This window comes from Dactylosporangium sp. NPDC000244 (assembly GCF_040300725.1).
GTDB lineage: Bacteria > Actinomycetota > Actinomycetes > Mycobacteriales > Micromonosporaceae > Dactylosporangium.
Genome location: NZ_JBEPEH010000021.1, coordinates 26,276 through 42,347, shown reverse-complemented (window position 1 = coordinate 42,347; position 16,072 = coordinate 26,276). Strand labels below are relative to the sequence as shown.

Annotated in this window: 19 protein-coding genes and 1 riboswitch; of the genes, 9 read left to right on the top strand and 10 right to left on the bottom strand. The window is 74.6% G+C overall.

The window, feature by feature from the left end:
* The gene (locus ABT369_RS28650; protein ID WP_350616514.1) at positions 1 to 801 is read right to left on the bottom strand and encodes an alpha/beta fold hydrolase; all 801 of its coding nucleotides are present in this window, start codon (positions 799 to 801) and stop codon (positions 1 to 3) included.
* 289 nt (positions 802 to 1,090) lie between these two features.
* Here ABT369_RS28650 and ABT369_RS28645 point away from each other — a divergent pair, with 289 nt between their 5' ends.
* The 4 genes from ABT369_RS28645 (at position 1,091) to ABT369_RS28630 (ending at position 5,863) form a co-directional block, all read left to right on the top strand.
* Positions 1,091 to 1,597, top strand: a complete 507-nt coding sequence (locus ABT369_RS28645; RefSeq protein WP_350616513.1) for a hypothetical protein — start codon at positions 1,091 to 1,093, stop codon at positions 1,595 to 1,597.
* 454 nt (positions 1,598 to 2,051) lie between these two features.
* Positions 2,052 to 2,196, top strand: a riboswitch (cyclic di-AMP (ydaO/yuaA leader).
* Between the two features lie 7 nt (positions 2,197 to 2,203).
* The gene (locus ABT369_RS28640) at positions 2,204 to 3,202 is read left to right on the top strand and encodes a C40 family peptidase (protein WP_350616512.1); all 999 of its coding nucleotides are present in this window, start codon (positions 2,204 to 2,206) and stop codon (positions 3,200 to 3,202) included.
* A gap of 51 nt (positions 3,203 to 3,253) precedes the next feature.
* Positions 3,254 to 5,317 carry a HEAT repeat domain-containing protein gene (locus ABT369_RS28635; protein WP_350616511.1) on the top strand — a complete coding sequence of 688 codons (2,064 nt, stop codon included), beginning with the start codon at positions 3,254 to 3,256 and terminating at the stop codon, positions 5,315 to 5,317.
* A 39-nt stretch (positions 5,318 to 5,356) separates the two neighbouring features.
* Positions 5,357 to 5,863, top strand: coding sequence for a DUF1269 domain-containing protein (locus ABT369_RS28630; protein WP_350616510.1), 507 nt, complete (start codon positions 5,357 to 5,359; stop codon positions 5,861 to 5,863).
* A 51-nt stretch (positions 5,864 to 5,914) separates the two neighbouring features.
* Here the strand turns inward: ABT369_RS28630 and ABT369_RS28625 are convergent, their stop codons facing one another.
* From ABT369_RS28625 to ABT369_RS28615, 3 genes are read right to left on the bottom strand one after another with little or no spacing between them, the layout of a single operon-like run.
* Complete coding sequence (locus tag ABT369_RS28625; protein WP_350616509.1) at positions 5,915 to 6,283, bottom strand: hypothetical protein; 369 nt, start codon at positions 6,281 to 6,283, stop codon at positions 5,915 to 5,917.
* Positions 6,280 to 6,486: a helix-turn-helix domain-containing protein gene (locus ABT369_RS28620; protein WP_350616508.1), complete on the bottom strand. Its 207-nt coding sequence runs from the start codon at positions 6,484 to 6,486 to the stop codon at positions 6,280 to 6,282. The genes ABT369_RS28625 and ABT369_RS28620 overlap by 4 nt, the downstream gene beginning before the upstream one ends.
* Before the next feature lie 7 nt (positions 6,487 to 6,493).
* Positions 6,494 to 6,739, bottom strand: a complete 246-nt coding sequence (locus ABT369_RS28615; RefSeq protein WP_350616506.1) for a hypothetical protein — start codon at positions 6,737 to 6,739, stop codon at positions 6,494 to 6,496.
* Positions 6,740 to 6,951: 212 nt separating this feature from the next.
* Between ABT369_RS28615 and ABT369_RS28610 the strand changes: the two genes are divergently transcribed.
* On the top strand, positions 6,952 to 8,031 hold the full coding sequence (locus ABT369_RS28610) for a hypothetical protein (protein ID WP_350616504.1): 1,080 nt from the start codon (positions 6,952 to 6,954) through the stop codon (positions 8,029 to 8,031).
* Here the strand turns inward: ABT369_RS28610 and ABT369_RS28605 are convergent.
* Positions 7,961 to 8,545 (bottom strand): pentapeptide repeat-containing protein, encoded by a 585-nt coding sequence (locus ABT369_RS28605; RefSeq protein ID WP_350616502.1) that lies wholly within the window; start codon positions 8,543 to 8,545, stop codon positions 7,961 to 7,963. The two genes, ABT369_RS28610 and ABT369_RS28605, sit on opposite strands and share 71 nt — an antisense overlap.
* Before the next feature lie 61 nt (positions 8,546 to 8,606).
* On the opposite strand from ABT369_RS28605, the gene ABT369_RS28600 reads away from it, so the two are divergent.
* Both ABT369_RS28600 and ABT369_RS28595 read left to right on the top strand, forming a co-directional pair.
* Entirely contained in the window at positions 8,607 to 9,443 is an 837-nt protein-coding gene (locus ABT369_RS28600) for a patatin-like phospholipase family protein (protein ID WP_350616500.1), read from the top strand.
* Between the two features lie 85 nt (positions 9,444 to 9,528).
* Entirely contained in the window at positions 9,529 to 10,680 is a 1,152-nt protein-coding gene (locus tag ABT369_RS28595; RefSeq protein WP_350616498.1) for an RCC1 domain-containing protein, read from the top strand.
* A 25-nt stretch (positions 10,681 to 10,705) separates the two neighbouring features.
* Here the strand turns inward: ABT369_RS28595 and ABT369_RS28590 are convergent, their stop codons facing one another.
* From ABT369_RS28590 to ABT369_RS28580, 3 genes are all read right to left on the bottom strand, one after another.
* Positions 10,706 to 11,701, bottom strand: coding sequence for a hypothetical protein (locus ABT369_RS28590; protein WP_350616496.1), 996 nt, complete (start codon positions 11,699 to 11,701; stop codon positions 10,706 to 10,708).
* 74 nt (positions 11,702 to 11,775) lie between these two features.
* Positions 11,776 to 13,443, bottom strand: coding sequence for a protein kinase domain-containing protein (locus ABT369_RS28585; protein ID WP_350616494.1), 1,668 nt, complete (start codon positions 13,441 to 13,443; stop codon positions 11,776 to 11,778).
* A 38-nt stretch (positions 13,444 to 13,481) separates the two neighbouring features.
* Positions 13,482 to 14,168 (bottom strand): TetR/AcrR family transcriptional regulator, encoded by a 687-nt coding sequence (locus ABT369_RS28580; protein WP_350616493.1) that lies wholly within the window; start codon positions 14,166 to 14,168, stop codon positions 13,482 to 13,484.
* A gap of 60 nt (positions 14,169 to 14,228) precedes the next feature.
* Here ABT369_RS28580 and ABT369_RS28575 point away from each other — a divergent pair, with 60 nt between their 5' ends.
* A complete protein-coding gene (locus tag ABT369_RS28575) occupies positions 14,229 to 14,720 on the top strand; it encodes a quercetin 2,3-dioxygenase (protein WP_350616492.1) in 492 nt (163 codons plus the stop codon).
* Between the two features lie 153 nt (positions 14,721 to 14,873).
* Complete coding sequence (locus ABT369_RS28570; RefSeq protein WP_350616490.1) at positions 14,874 to 15,254, top strand: VOC family protein; 381 nt, start codon at positions 14,874 to 14,876, stop codon at positions 15,252 to 15,254.
* Positions 15,255 to 15,258: 4 nt separating this feature from the next.
* On the opposite strand, the gene ABT369_RS28565 is transcribed toward ABT369_RS28570, so the two are convergent.
* Both ABT369_RS28565 and ABT369_RS28560 read right to left on the bottom strand, forming a co-directional pair.
* The gene (locus tag ABT369_RS28565) at positions 15,259 to 15,567 is read right to left on the bottom strand and encodes a hypothetical protein (RefSeq protein WP_350616489.1); all 309 of its coding nucleotides are present in this window, start codon (positions 15,565 to 15,567) and stop codon (positions 15,259 to 15,261) included.
* Position 15,568: 1 nt separating this feature from the next.
* Positions 15,569 to 15,892, bottom strand: coding sequence for a hypothetical protein (locus ABT369_RS28560; RefSeq protein WP_350616487.1), 324 nt, complete (start codon positions 15,890 to 15,892; stop codon positions 15,569 to 15,571).
* Positions 15,893 to 16,072 lie beyond the last annotated feature (180 nt).

Genomic DNA, 16,072 nt, shown 5'->3' with positions numbered 1-16,072 from the left:
TCAGCCCGTCCGCAGGAAACCGTCGATCGCCGCGAAGGTCTCGTCCGGGGCGCTGAGGTTCGGGCAATGGCCGGTCGCGTGGAGGACGATCAGGGTGCTGCCGGGGATGTTCGCGTTGCAGTACGCGCCCACCTCCCGCGGCGCGATGACGTCCTCGGAGCACTGCAGGATCAGCGTCGGCACGCTCACCTTGCCCAGATCCGCGCGGTTGTCCGAGCGGAAGGTCACCTCGGCGAACTGTCGCGCGATCGCCGGATCGGTGCGGCAGAAGCTGTTGCTCAGCTCCTCGCCGAGCTCCGGCCGGTCGGCGTTGCCCATGATGACCGGGGCCATCGCCGCGGACCAGCCGAGATAGTTGCTGTCGAGGCTGTCCAGCAGCTCGTCGATCTCGCCGGCGCTGAAGCCCCCGTAGTAGTCGTGGTCGTCGATGTACCGAGGGGAAGGCCCGACGAGCACGAGCTTGGCGAACCGGTCCGGCTCGGCGTTCGCCGCGAGCAGCCCGATCATCGCGGCGACGGAGTGCCCGACGAACACGACCCCGCGCAGGTCGAGCTCGCGGAGAATCTCGAGGAGGTCATCGGCGTAAGCACCGAGCGACGCATACCGCTGGGCGTCGTAGGCGCCGAGGTCGGAGTTCCCGGCACCGACGTGATCGAACAGCACGACGCGATGATCGTCGGCGAACCGCGGCGCGACGAACCGCCACATGTTCTGATCGCAGCCGAAGCCGTGCGCGAAGACGATGGCCGGGGCGTCCTCGGGGCCAAGCAGCCTGATGTTGTTACGCTGCACTGCGCTCACGGCCCGTGACGTTACTCGTGCCCGGCGTGTGCGAACAAGGGCCTAAATGGCCTCATGGCCGCAGGCGGGCCGGCCGAATCCGGCCTTCCTGTGCGCATTTCGGCTGCTCGCGCCCACCGGCCGATCCGCTGCGGGGCAATCCGGGTACACCCGTTCGCCTGAATGCCGGCTCCGCTGTCTACACAGGACACGCCGGTCGCCGGGCACGGGCAGTGTCCACTTCGGAGCGTCGCCGGCCGGCGCGAGGACGGTGGCAACGCGGTCGCGCGGCCGTGGCATCATGCGCGGCATGGAGATTCTTCCGGGCGAGGGCGTGGCCCTGGTGAAGGTCGGCGAGCATCGCGACGTGGTCGAGAGCCGGATCGGGCCGCCCGTCCATCCGGGCCGGAGCAGCCGGGCCGTGTACGAGACGAGCCCGATGCTCGTGCTGACCTACACCGGCGACGAGACGGTCGAGCTCGTCGAGCTCGCCGATGGCGACGGCGACGGCGGCGAGGAGGTGTTCTTCGACGGCGTGCAGCTGACGTCCCGGTTCATGGACGACGTGGTCGCGGACCTGGAGGCGAAGGGCTACGAGTACGAGGAGACGGACATCGGCTACCGGTTCGAGCCGGGCTTCGCCGTCTTCTCGATGGGGTCGCGCTGGGCGCGCGATCTGGACCCGGACGCGGCCGAGGACGACCCGCGCCGGGTGGTCGAGGGGGTGTCCGTCGCGCCCTACGAGTACTTCGCCGAGCCGGCCGAGGAGGAGATCGAGGCGTACATCAGCAGCCGCCAGTCCGGAGGGAACCGCTGACCGGCGACGACGTCGCGCCGTCCTCACCATGTGCGACGGCGCCCTCGTCGTCGAACGCCCGCGGCTGCGCGCCGCGGACGTGGCCGGCCTGCCCGCCGGGCTCGGGCCGCTGCAACGCCTGCGGCTCGCCGCCGTGCCGTCACGCAGCGGCGACCGTAACCATCCGGACCGCCTCGACTGGACCGCCTCGACCGGACCACCGCGGCTCATGCATAGCTCGACTCCGCACGGCGCCCTCGGACCGAAGGGGACCCGGCCGGGCCGCCGAGGCGATCGGGAGCAATCGGGCGATAATGGATTCCATCGGCGCAACGTGATCTTTGAATCCACGTTAAGTGTTGCTTAGGGCGGTTCCGCCACCGAGACCTCGCCGATACGTTTGGTGCGGCCTGCCAGGTCACAGCCGCTCACCGAGGGCGGCCCGGGCAGGCTCCGTCGAGTCGTACGACGGCCCTGGCAACAGGCGCCGGCGCATGAGCCGGGGACCCACCCGGGGCTAGCCCCAGGGGTGAATCCGCGACCGTCACGGTCGTGGTAGGGCGAACCTTCTTCTCGCCCGAACCCGTCAGCTAACCCGGTAGGCGGATGCGAAGAAGGACACTTGCCGTGTTCATCCGACGGACGGCGCTGCGCTCGTTACTCATCGGAGTGGCGGTCGCGGCGATGGTCGCGCCGGCGTGTGCCGCACATGCCGACCCGACGCACGACGAGCTCCAGGCCCAGATCGACAAGGGCAATGCGGAGCTCGAGCACATCGTCGAGGACTACAACAAGATCAACGGCGACCTCGAGGCCACCCAGGCCTCGATCAAACAGCGCGAGACCGACCTCCAGCCGCTCGAGGCGAGCATGGACGCCGCCCGCGCCACCGCCGACCAGATCGCCGTCAACGCCTACAAGTCCGGCGGCAACCTGAGCTCCTGGTCACTGATGCTGGGCGCCACGTCGTCGGACGGCTTCTTCGACCGCGTCGGCACGCTGCAGCAGATCTCCCGCAACCAGCAGGCCGATCTCGCCAAGTACGCCTCGGCCAAGGCCGGCGTCGACGCCGAGAAGCAGCGCCTCAACGAGACCCTCGCGGCCCAGAGCCGGCAGAAGGCCGACCTCGAGGCGCGGCGCAAGCAGATCGAGGGCAACATCGCCAAGCTCGACGAGATGCAGCGCAAGGCCGACGCGGCCGCGGCCGCCGCGGCGGCGAAGGCGAAGACCCCGGTGAAGACGGCCAACCCGACCACGAACCCGGGACCGCCGCCGGCCGTCTCCGGCTCGGCGGGCAAGGCGGTCAACTACGCGTGGGCCCAGCTCGGCAAGAAGTACGTCTTCGGCGCCGCCGGCCCGGACACGTTCGACTGCTCGGGCCTGACCATGATGGCGTGGAAGGCGGCGGGCGTCACGCTGCCGCACAACGCCGCGCAGCAGTGGGGCAAGGTCAAGCACATCTCGCGGAGCCAGCTCGCCCCCGGTGACCTGGTGTTCTACAACGGCCTCGGGCACGTGGGCATCTACATCGGCAACAACCAGATCATCCACGCCCCCAACAGCCGCACCGTCGTGAAGGTCGCCCCGATCGACATCGACTCGCTCTACGGCTACGGCCGCGTGTAACCCCACAGGCGGGACCCGAGCCCGGCCGGGCACGTCGTAAGATCGCCGCCCATGGGCGACGTCGACGTGTTCGCCGGGCTCGATGCCGTCGCGTGGAAGCGGCTGCGGCACGCCTACGGCTCCGCCGCGGGCGTCCCCGCGATCCTGCGCGATCTCGTCGACCCTGACCCGGCCGTGCGCGAGGTGGCGCTCGACCAGTTCTACGGGGTCGTGCACCACCAGGGCGACGTCTACCGCTGCACCCTCGAGACGCTGCCGTTCCTCACCCGGATCGCCACCACGCCGGGGCTGCCCGGCCGGGCCGCGGCCGTCGAACTGCTGGCGAGCGTCGGCGGCGCGAAGTGGGACCAGCCGCTCGCCGGGCGGACGCGGACGGCCAACGCCACCCTCGCCGCCGACCGCCCCCGCTTCCTCGCGCTGCTCCAGGACGCCGACGCGCAAGTGCGGGCGGCAGTCGTACCGCTCGTGCGCACGATCTCCGCCGAAGCCCCCGAAGCCACGGTCGACCTGCTCCGCCGGCACGCCGACGCCGAGCCCGACCCGCTGGTGCGCCGGGCGATCGTCACCGCCGTCGCCGGGCTCGCCACCACCGACCCGGCCGCGATCGCCTGGCTCGAGGGCCTGACGACCGCCGAGCCCGACGCGGGCCTGCGCCTCGGCGCGCTCGCCGCCCTGGCCCGCCTCGGGGTGCCGGCCCCCGCGGAGACGGCCGTCGCGCTCATCGCCGCCGGGTACGCGGTGCCGCCCGAGCCCGCGACCCCGGCCGGCTTCCAGACCGACACGCTCATCGGCAAGGTCCGCGAGCTGCGCGAGCACTTCAGCGCCGGGCGCGGGCACCCGCAGATGGACAGGCTCGTGCGCGCGGTCAGCGACGCCTACGGCGACCGGGTGGACAGCCGGATCACGGTGCTCCTCGCCGGCCTGCGCTCGGCCGATGCCGAGTGGCAGCTCGATGCGCTCTATCCCGCGAGCAACCTGGTGCACGGCTGGCGCGGGCAGTACACCCACATCCTGCGGCGCATCGCGGACCTCGCCCTGGCGGGGGAGCCGGTGGTCGGGCCGCGGGCCGCGGGCATCCTGGCGGACCTCGGCCGCTTCGCCGCGCCGGTCGCCGACACGCTCGCCGAGGTGCTCGGGTCCGCGGAGCGCCGCGCGCCCCACACCTCCGAGCGCCGCGCCGTGCCGCCCTGGATCATCGAGTGGCCGACCGAGCCGCCGACCGTCGGGCGCCTCCTCGCCCTGCTCGCCCGGCTCGGCGACCCCCGCGCGGTGCCGATGCTCGCCTGGGTGCTCGAGCAGGAGCCGCTGCCCAGCGACGCCGGCTGGGCGATCGCCGGGCTCGGCCCCGTCGCCGCCCCGCTCGCCCCGGCCGTCGCGGCCCGCCTGGACGGCCCGCTGCCGCCCCGCCACCGCGACGGGCTCGTCGCCGCCCTGCGCGCGATCGGCCCGGCGGCCGCCCGCGAGGCGCTGCCGGTGCTGCTTGCGGCGGAGCGCGACGCGGCCAACGCCGAGGCGCTCGGCCGGCTCGGCGCCGCCGACCCGGCGACGGCCGAGCTCGTCCTGCCGGTCCTGCGAGGCTGGGCCGCCGGGCCCGATGCCCGCGGCGCGGTGGCGGCCACCCTCGCCGCCTGGACCGTCGACGCCGACACGGACACCGCGGTCGCCGCCCTGACCCGCCACCTCGGCGACGACGACGCCGCCGTGGTCGCGGCCCGCGCCCTGCGGACCGTCGCCGCCGCGGTTCCCGCAACGCTCGACCGGCTCCGGGCGCTGGTCCGGCGGCGGGACAAGTACGGCCACACCACCGTCGCGGCCGCCCACGCCCTCGCGGTCATCACCGGCGACGCCGCCCCGGTCCGTGCGCCCCTCGAGGACGCCTGGGCACGGCACCCGCTGACCCGCCCGGCGGTGGTCGCGGCGTGGGCCGGGCTCGGGCCGCCGGACACCCGCATCCAAGCGCTGCTGGCCGCGGAGCTCGCCGAGCCGCGCCGGCTGTACCGCCGCGGCGACAACCCCGGCTTCTCCTACGGCGAGCTGGACCAGGACGAGGCCTTCGTCGCCGCGGTGCGCGCGCTCATGCCCGGCGGGGGAGGTGATCCGGCCCCGGCGCGATGACCTTTGCAGGGCAAGCACCGGCACACACCAGGAGGCATCATGAGCGATCTCGTGGCGATCGGCTATCGCGACCTGGCCACCGCCAACCAGGCCCGGGACAAGATCATCGAGTTGCAGCGGCAGGGTCTCATCACCGTGCGCGACGCCGCGGTGGTCGAGGCCGGCGAGGACGGCCGGGTGCGGCTGCACCAGAAGCACGGCACGACCGGCGTGGCGGCCGCGGGCGGCGCGCTGTGGGGCGGCCTCATCGGGCTGCTGTTCTTCGCGCCGTTCATCGGCATGGCGGTCGGTGCGGCCGGTGGGGCGGCCGCCGCGCGGCTCACCGACACCGGCGTGGACGACAGCTTCATGCGCGACGTCGGCGCGGCGCTGGAGCCGGGCTCGGCGGCGCTGTTCCTGCTCGTCGACCAGGTCACCGTCGACAAGGTCGTGGCCGAGATGGCGCCGTTCCAGCTCGGCGGCCGGCTGCTGCACAGCTCGCTCAGCGCGGAGGCGGAGCAGCGCCTGCGCGACGCGATCGAGGCCGTCCAGCTCGCCCGCATCTGACGTTCACCAGGTAGTTGCGTGCGGCTGGGCGCTCCCGCGCCGGTCGCACGCTCACCGGTCGCGCGCGGCCCGCAGGATCAGGCCGGCCAGCCGGACGACGAGGTCCGGCACCGGCAGGCCGCCGAGCGCGACGGCCAGCAGCCAGCCGAGCCGGCGGTGCAGGGTCACGGTGACGTCGACGCGCACGTGCTGCGCCGGGGGCGGCGGATCGTCGGACACCACGATCAGCCGTCCCCGCGCCGGGCGCCGGTCGGCGAGACCGCGAACGCCTGCCGGAAGTCCCTCGCGAACTGGTCGCGGCGGCGGTACCCGCCACTGCGCCGCGATCGCGAACACCGGCACGGCGCGCTGGCCCGGGTCCGTCAGCCGCCGGTGGCACTCGTCCAGGCGCATCTGCTTCACCAGCTGCATCGGCGTCATGCCGGTGCCCGCGAAGAGCCGGTGCAGGCGACCGGCACCAGCGTGCGCGGGAACGTCAGCATCGCGACCCGCAGCTCGCCCGTCTCCTCGACCGGATGGACGGCCCGCCACGGCCGGGACAGGTCGAACAGGCCGATGTCGCCGGCCCGGAACCGCAGCCGCCGATCCTCCTGCTCCAGCCGGATCTCGCCGGCCAGGGGCATGATGAGGTTACCGCTCCGGGTCCCCGATCCGCACCAGCCGATCGGTCCGCCGGGTCGCGATCTCGGCGTCGGCCAGCCAGGTCAGCCCCTCCACGTCGAAGTCGCCGACCCGGCTGACCGACATCGACACGACCAGCCTCGTCGGCGGCCGCCCGTGCACATCCACCGGTGCCTGCTCACTCGCGGCGCCCGTCCGGTAGTGCTCGTACCGGTCGAGCGGGTGGACCGCGGCGGTGTCGTACAGCATCCGCATGGATCGATTCTCGGCCACCCGGAGCGACCCGGAGTTGACTGTGCGCGCACAACCTGCGAGGGTCGGCGGTGACGAGTTGATGTCCCAGTCCGGCCTGTCTGGCAGCTCGCGGTTGCACTAACCGCTGGAGCGCCATCGTGACACCAGGTCCATACCCATGCCGCCGTCGATACCGTCGAGCGTTTGCCGTCCCCGGGGCCCTGCGCTTCTTCGTGCCCGCCGCCGTCGCGCGGCTCGGCGTGGCGACGACCGGGCTCGCGGTGCTGTGGACGGTCGCCGGCACGCAGGGCTACGGCCGCGCCGGGGCCGCCGCCGGGGCGTTCGCGATCGCCGACGCCGTCGCCGGGCCCCAGCTCGCCCGGCTCATCGACCGCTGGGGCCAGCGCCGGGTCGTGTCCGTCTCCGGGGCGGTGTTCGTCGCCGCCGGGCTGGCCCTGGCGCTCGCCGATCGCGCCGCGCCCGCCGAGGTCGTGATCGGGCTCGCCGCGGCCGCGGGCGCGACGCTCCCGCCGGTCGGCGCGCTCGCCGCCGCCCGCTGGCGCGCCGTCGCCCCGGCCGAGGTGCTGCCCGCGGCCCTGTCCGCCGAGGGCGCGGTCAACGACGCGGCCTTCCTGATCGGCCCGGTCCTGGCGACCACGGGCGGCCTGCCCGTGGCCATGGGCCTGGTCGCGGCCGGGCTGCTCGGGCTGCTGACGGCGAACACCGGCGAGCCGCCGCCGGCCGGGCAGCGGGGCCGGCGCCCGCGAGCGGTCCTGTTCGCCGTGAACCTCGAGATGGGGCTGTACTTCGGCGGGATCGGTGTCGCCGTCACCGCGTCCGCGGGCGCCCTCGGTGGGCCGGTCATGGCGGTCGCCAGCGTCGTGAGCCTCGGCGCCGGGCTGGCCTACGGCGCGTTCGAGCGCGGCCGTCCCGCGCGCGTGATGCTCGCCGCCGGCCTGGCGATCACGGCCGGCTGCGCCCTGCTGGCCCTGGCCTCGAACCTCGCGACCCTCCTCGCCGGGTACGCGCTCGTCGGCGGCTGCGTGGCCCTGGTGCTGATCCCGGCCTCGGTGCTGCTCCAGCCGGCCACCGTACGGACGATGACGTGGATGAACTCGGCGAGCGCGCTCGGCATCGCCGTCGCCGCGCCCGTGATCGGCCGCGTGGTCGAGCGCCACGGCCCGCCCGCCGGATTCCTCGCGCTGGCCGGGCTGACCGCCACGCTGCCCCTCACGCTGCTCATCACCCGCAGGTTCCGTCGGTGGACTTGGCGCCGCCGGGGCAGACCGAGTTCACGAACGTCACGCCGGTGAGCTTGGCGCCGTCGAGGCGGGCGCCGCGCAGGTTCGACGCCTCGAACGAGGCCCCCGTCAGGTCCGCGCCGCGCAGGTCGGCCGCGCCGAGATCGGTGCGCAGGAACGTCACCGAGCGCAGGTCGGCGCCGCGCAGGGTGGCCTGCTGCAGCCCGACGTCGGTCAGAGAACCGTCGCGCAGGACGGCGCCGTCGAGATCGGCCCGCGTCAGCTTCACCTGGCTCAGCTGCGCGTCCCGGGCCGTGGCCCGGCTGAGGTCGGCCCCGTAGAGGTCCGCGCTCGTGATCGCCGCGTCCTCCAGCGTGGCCCCGTGCAGGTCGGCGCAGCGCAGCGGGCGGCCCTCGAGGTCGAACGCGGTGACCGTGCGACCGGCGAGCTTGGCCGGGCTGCTGACGGTGCACCGGGGGCCGTGCCGCGGATCGGCGTCGTCGCCGCCGCCGCGGCAGGTCACGACGGCCGCGGCCAGCGCGAGGCCGATGAGCGACAGGCCGGCGACGGTCCGCGCGGTCCGCATGACTCCATGGTCGCCGCGTCCGGCCGGTGTGCCGGGTGAGGCAATGGGTTACCGTCCGGTCATGACGAGAGCGCTGGTGCTCGGCGGCGGCGGGATGACCGGCATCGCCTGGGAGTTCGGGATCCTCGGCGGGCTGGCCCGCGCCGGGGTGACGGTCAGTGACGCGGACGTCATCGTCGGCACCTCCGCCGGGTCGGTGGTGGGCACCGTCGTGGCCGCGGGCATCTCGCTCGAGGACGCGGTCCTGGCCCAGCGCGGGCCCTCGTCCGGCGCTGCGGCCGTGGACGGCGCCCCGGCCGTGGACATCGCGCCCGCCATGGCCGCGTTCGCCCTTCTCGCCGACCGCTCCCGCCCGCGCTCCGAGATCATGGCAGAGATCGGGGCGATGGCCCTAGCCACGCCCACCGGCGACGAGGGGGTCCACATCGCCCGGCTCGCGGCCCAGCTCCCGGTGGCCGACTGGCCCGACCGGGACCTGCGCATCACCGCGGTGGACACCGACGGCGGCACGCCCGCCGTGTTCGACCGGGCGGCGGGGGTACCACTCCCGCTCGCCGTGGCCGCCAGCTGCGCCGTCCCGTGCGTGTTCCCGCCGATCACCATCGACGGGCGGCGGTACATGGACGGCGGGGTGCGCTCGGGGACCAACGCGGATCTCGCCGCAGGCGCCGGTGCGCTGCTCGTCGTCGCGCCCGTCGGCGGCCTGATCCGCCCGCTCATCGACCGCGAGATCGCCGCCTCCGGCGCCGCCCGGAGCCTGGTCGTCGAGCCGGACGAGGAGGCCCTCGAGGCGATCGGGCCCAACGTGCTCGACCCGTCCCGCCGCGCCGCGGCCGCCGAGGCCGGACTGCGGCAGGGGGCCGCCCTCGCCGACGCGGTACGCGCCGTCTGGCTGTAACTTTCCCGGTCAAGTCCCAGGACAGCGGCGGTGTCGTGGTCGCGGCGTTGCCCTGCGTGGCGGCGCGATCCTAGCGTCGCAGCGCATGAGCCACTTGAGAAGGGTCTTTGCGGCGGCGGCGACGTCCGCCGCCGCTGTATTCGTCGCCGTCGGCGCGCTGTCCGCCCCGGCCGCGGCGGCCGGGGCGGGCGCGGCGAGCGTCGCGGCCGGCTACGCCCACACCTGCACGATCCGCACCGACGCGACGCTGTGGTGCTGGGGCAGCAACTGGAGCGGCGAGGTCGGCGACGGCAGCGGCGTCGACAAGGCCACCCCGACCCGGGTCGGCACGGCCACGAACTGGGCGACCATCGACGCCGGCGCCAGCCACACGTGCGGGGTGAAGACCGACGGCACGCTGTGGTGCTGGGGCCGCAACTTCCGCGGCCAGCTCGGCGACGGCACCACGCTCAACAAGACCACCCCGGTCCAGGTCGGCACCGCCACCACCTGGGCGAAGGTCAGCGCCGGCGACAGCCACACGTGCGCGACCCGCACCGACGGCACGCTGTGGTGCTGGGGCTTCAACCGCCTCGGCCAGCTCGGCCTCGGCTCCTCCGTCTACACCGTGACCACCCCGCAGCAGGTCGGCACCGCGACGACCTGGGCGAGCGTCACGACCGGCTACGCGCACAGCTGCGCGACCCGCACCGACGGCACCATGTGGTGCTGGGGCGACAGCTCGTCCGGGCAGCTCGGCCTGGGCAGCGTGGCCTACGCGATCTCGCCGGCCCAGGTCGGCACGGCCACCACGTGGAGCGGCGTCTCGGCCGGCTTCGCGCACACCTGCGCCACCCGCACCGACAAGACCCTGTGGTGCTGGGGCGAGAACGGCTACGGCCAGCTCGGCGCGGCCGGCGCGCTGCAGAGCGCCCCGGTGCAGGTCGGCTCGGTCAACACCTGGACGCGCGTCAACGCCGAGGTCGACACCACCTGCGGCTCCCGCACCGACGGCAGCCTGTGGTGCTGGGGCAACAACATGACCGCCCAGATCGGCGACGGCACCACGACGAACCGCTCCACCCCGACCCGCGTCGGCACCGCCACGACGTGGACGACCGCCTTCGTGGCGAGCTACCACACCTGCGGCGTCCGCACCGACGCGAGCCTGTGGTGCTGGGGCAACAACGCGAACTCCCAGCTGGGCGACGGCACCACGACCCAGCGCTCGGCCCCGGCCGCGGTGACCCTGCCGTAGCCGGCCCCGGGGCCGCCGCCGCCCGTCAGGCGGCGGCCCCGTCCGGGGCGGGATCGTCCCGGCGGATACGGCGGACCGCGAGCCAGACGATCCCCGCCGCGGCCAGCAGGTAGATCGTGCGGCCCGCGATGTCGAGGACCGGCGGCTTGGAGTAGTCCATCGCGAACGCGTGCCACCCGGAGGTCGCGAGCGCTCCCGCCGCCACCGCCAGCCGGTGCCAGCGGCCCCACCCGTCGAGCCGGCTCCACCGCGCCACCAGGACCGCGAGCACGGCCAGGCAGGCCAGCGCGATCGCGATCGAGGCGGGCCACGACGGCAGCGAGGTCGCGCCGGCGAGCAGCCCCCACCCGATCCCGGCGACCAGCGTGGCGCCGAACACGATCCAGGGCGACGGCGCCGAACCGTCCAGCGGCCGGCGCTCACCGTGCGGCAGCAGGAACGCGAGGGCGACCAGCGCGACCACGACCGCGACGCTGATCCCCAGCTGGGCCGGCGAGGCCGAGAACGGGGCCTCGGCGTCCTCCGCCTTCGTGACCGCGAACGTCATCACGCAGCCGAGCACGAACAGCACCGAGGCCACGACGAGCCCGGTCCGGCCGAGCCACGGCGTGGTCCGGCGCGACCGGGTCGCCTCCTCGACGATCGCGACCGGGGCGCCGATGCTCCACAGCACGTGCCCGCCCAGCACGAACACCGTCCACAGCGCGCCCATGCCCAGCGCCGGGACGTGGCCGGGTTCGAGCAGGTGCAGGTCCTCGGCCAGGTAGTTCGGGTTGAACAGCGACTGGGTGAGCACGCCCTCCTCCAGCACCCCGAACGCCAGCCCGAGCGTCAGGATCGCGGGCCAGCCGCGGCCGGTGCGCCGGACCGCCTCACGGATGAGGATGGCGCCGCTGCCGTAGTACAGCGAGAGCGGCACGATGAGGAACAGCAGGAAGATCGGCAGCGTGGTGCCGGAGAAGTACTCGGCGACCAGCGGGCTGAGGAAGAACAGGGCGAACACCGGAGCATGACGACGCATGATCGGGACCGTAGACGGGAGTCGATGTCCTGTCCGGCCCGAACTGGCGAATCAAGCTCGGAGTTTGCTCAGAGTCACGCGGCCGGGGTGGTGGTGCAGGCCCAGCTCTCCTGGGCCGCCGGGGTGTAGGGCGAGACGCCCGCGGCGTTGAAGGCGCGCACCTTGAAGCACATGTAGGTGCCCGGGGTCAGGCCGTCCCAGGTGTACGAGCTCACATTGGCCCCCGTCGTGCGCGACGCGGTGCCGTTGATGACCGTGAAGCCCGTCTCGTCGCTCGCGTTGTCGGTCCACTGCAGCCGGATGCCGGTCGGGCCCAGCGGGGTCGCGGACAGGTTGGACGGGGCCGCGGGGCCGGTGCCGGCCAGGCTCGTCGCGCACACCCAGTCCTGCTGGGCGGCCGGGAACCAGGCCGACGGGCCCGCGGCGTTGACCGCGCGCACCTTGAAGCACATGTACGTGTCCGGCGCCAGGCCGTCCCAGGTCAGCGAGGTCGCGCCGGCGCCCGCCGTCCGGGTCGCGGCGCCGTTGAGGACCTCGAAGCCGGTCTCGTTCGCCGCGGTGTCCGTCCACTGCAGACGGATCGCCGAGGCGCTGACCGGGGTCGCCCGGAGCCCGGACAGCGCGGCCGGTGCCCCCGCCGCCGCCTTCGCCGAGCCCGTCGGGGGCAGGACCGGCACCGAGCCGGACGGGCGCGCCGACGCGGCCGCGCTCGACGCGACGGGACCCGCGCCGAGACCGCCGAGCCCCCCGGCCTCGGCCGCGGCCTCCACCGTCGCGCCCGTCGCCGCGCCGGGCGTCTTCGGGTCGTCGCCGCTGAGCAGCACGGCCGCCGTGGCGATCGCGACCACCGCGGCCGCGGCCACCCCGCCGACGAGCAGGCCGCGAGCGCGGCTCCCGGCCGGGGCCGGCGCCTCCTGGGCCACCGTCTCCGGGATCAGCGCCTCCCGGGCCGCCGCGGCCATCGCCGGGCCCGAGGGCCAGCGCGCCCCCGGGTCCTTCGCGAGGGCCCGCAGCACGACCGCGCGCACGGCCGGCGGCACGTCGTCGGGCAGCGGCGGCGGCTCGTCGTTCGCCTGCCGCAGCGCGATCTGCAGCAGGCTCTCGCCCGCGAACGGCAGGCGGCCGGCGAGGCACAGGTACGCGACGATGCCGAGCGAGTACAGATCGGACTGTGCGGTCGCGGGTTGCCCGCCGGCGCGCTCGGGGGCGATGTAGGAGGCGGTGCCGAGCAGCAGCCCGGTCGACGTGCGATGGGTGGCCGCGGCCGAGCGGGCGATGCCGAAGTCGGTGAGCACCGTGCTGCCGTCGGGCCGGATGAGCAGATTGCCCGGCTTGACGTCGCGGTGCATGACGCCCTTCTCGTGGGCCGCGTGCAGGGCCTCGGCCGCCTCGGCGACGAGCCGCATCGTGACCGCGGGGGAGAGCCGCTCCTCGCGTTCGAGGGTCCGCGCCAGCGACTCGCCGTCGATGTACCGCATGACGAGGTACACCCCGGCCGCGGGATCGTCGCCGAAGTCGTACACGTCCACGACGCCGGGATGGCTGATCGTCGCCATGGTGCGCGCCTCGGCCCGGAACCGCTCGACGAACTCGGGCTCGCCGGAGGGCGCGCGCAGCAGCTTGACGGCGACCGTGCGCCCGAGCACCCGGTCGTGCCCGGCCCACACGTCGCCCATGCCGCCGCCGGCGATGTGCCGCTCGAGCTCGTACCGCTCGGCCAGCACCGTTCCCGCGCCGATCAACCGTGCCCCCTCAGCCGGCGTACCTGGACGGACTGTTCCTAGCCTGCCGCCGGTCGATCCGCAAGGCCACGATCGGGCAGTAAGGCCGCCCGCATGGTGACCGCCAGCCAGGCCCGGAAGGCATCCTCGGTCCAGCCGCGCTGCGACACCAGGGCCGCGAAGAGCCCGGGGTCGTTGTAGACCCACAGCACGTCGACCGCGATCTGCTCGTCGAGCCCGGGCGCGAGCGGGCCGAGGCTGCGGGCGTGCGCGACGACCATCCGCGCGCCGGCCCGGCGGTTGTCCAGCAGGGTCTGCCACAGCTCCGCCGCCTCCGGCGCGTCGTCGGCGGCCCGGCGGACCGCCTCGAACAGCGGCGCGGCCCGGCGCGCGATGACCAGACACACCCCGGCGTACGCGTCGAGGACCGCCGCCGGGGTGGCGGCGTCCCACACCGGCCGGAACCACGGCCGCTCGGCAACGGGCACGGGAGCGTCGTCGCCGGCCAGCGCCTCGTCCAGGACCTGCCGCAGGAGCGCCCCCTTGGAGCCGAAGGCGGCGAAGACCGTGGGGCGGGCGACCCCGGCCGCGGCGGCGATGTCCGCGAGCGAGGTGGAGGCGTAGCCGTGCTCGGCGAACATCGCGCTCGCCGTCGCCACGATCGCCTGCCGCGTGCGCTGCGCGCCCTCGCTGCGGGTCGCGGAGCTGTACCGCCGCCGGGGCTTGTTGTCGTTGACAGCACTCATGACGCTGCCCATACTAGGGCAATATTCAATAGACAGCGGTACGGTGAAATGGAGCCCGCGATGCGCGAGACGGTCCCGGTCCGGCCCTACGTTCGCGGCGACGGCGAGGGGGAGGCGCTGTGGTTCCTGGGCAGCCTGGTCACGGTCAAGGCCGCCGGGGCGGAGACCGGCGGCCGGCTCACCGTCGTGGAGTTCGTCAACCCGCCGGGCTTCGCGCCCCCGCTGCACCGGCATCTCGAGGAGGACGAGATGTTCTACGTGCTCTCCGGCACCGCCGAGTTCCGGTGCGACGGCGAGGCGTTCAAGGCGGGCCCGGGCGACTTCGTGCTGCTGCCGGCGCGGCTGGCGCACACGTTCATCGTCGGGGCCGGGGAGCCGCTGCGCACCCTGCAGATCACCACGCCGTCGGGCTTCGAGCACTTCGCGCGCGAGGCGGGCGAGCCGGCCGGTGAGCGGCGGCTGCCGGACCCCGGCCCGGTCGACCCGATCGCGCTGGGGCACGCCGCGGCCCGGCACGCCATCGAACTGCTCGGTCCGCCGCCCTCCGCCTGAGCCGGCCGGCGGGGGTCCGCTCAGCCTCGCGCGGCCCCTGACCGCCCGCGCGAGGCCCGCGGCGCCGAACCCGGCGAAGGTGCGGATCGGGCGGAGCGCCTTCCGCCCGGCGATCCGCACGGTCTACCCGCCGGTACGGGATAGCCTGCGCGAATGTTCTCGCACATCGGAGTCCAGGCCGCCGACGTCGAACGTTCCGCCGGCTTCTACACGTCCGTCTTCGCCGCGCTCGGCCTGCGCGAGGCGGTGCGCTTCGACTCGCCCGGCGGGCCCGTGGTGGGCCTGGCCGGACCGGCCGGGAAGCCCGACCTGTGGTTCTCGCCCGCGCGGCGGCCCGACGACCGGGAGCTGCACATCGCCTTCGACGCGCCCGGCCGCGAGGCCGTCGACGCGGTGCACGCGGCGGCGCTCGCGGCCGGGGTCGAGGTCCTGCACGCACCACGCGAGTGGCCCGAGTACCACCCCGGCTACTACGCGGTCTTCCTGCGCGACCCGGACGGGCACAACGTCGAGGCCGTCCACCACGGCCGGTAGCCGCTCAGCGCCGCGCGGCCCGGACCACCCGCGCGACGCCCGCGGCGCCGAACCCGGCGATGAGCAAGGCGACGGCCAGCAGGACGAGGCCGCCGTAGAGCATCACCGCCGGACCGGCGAACAGGGCGAGGACGGCGAGCGCGAGGAACTCCCCGGCGACGGCGAGCAGCACCCAGCGGCCCAGGCGAGCCAGGGTGGCCACGTTGTCGCCGCGGCTGCCGGCGAGGACGGCCAGGCGCCGGCCGCCGAGACCGCCGGCGAGGGCGAACACCAGGCCCGCCACGGTCCAGGCGATGCGGACGTACGTCGGCATGTCAGGCCTGGCTGTGCGGTCTGCGGGTCGCGGCGACGACCCAGACGGCGATCTGCACGACGCTGATCCCGGCGAGCGCTAGCACCACCGCCGTCAGGTCGCGGCGCCACTCGGTGAGCAGCTGCGCGCAAAAGAACCAGGCCAGGCCGAGCACGCCGAAGTACACGAGGAAGGGGGCCGGCGGCAGGGCCGACATGCGACCCCAGATGCGCCCGGCGGGGCTGGCGCGCCTGCTGAGGACATAAGCCGTGCAGTAGGCGGCCAGCGCGCCGCCGGGCGCTCCGGCGACGTAGAGAAGAGCGTTGATGACGGCGCGCGCGGTCATGATGATCGGCCTGTCGTCGGACCTGCACCACTCGGACCACGCGTTGCGGCAATCCTGTCTAGCCACGGAGCTCCGCGCACGAGCTCGCCCTCCCCGCTGGTTGGTTTCGGCAGCGAGCGCGACGCTACGCAGCGGTGGCGGTCCCAGTCCATGACGATCTCATGTCGTTCCCAGGCCGCT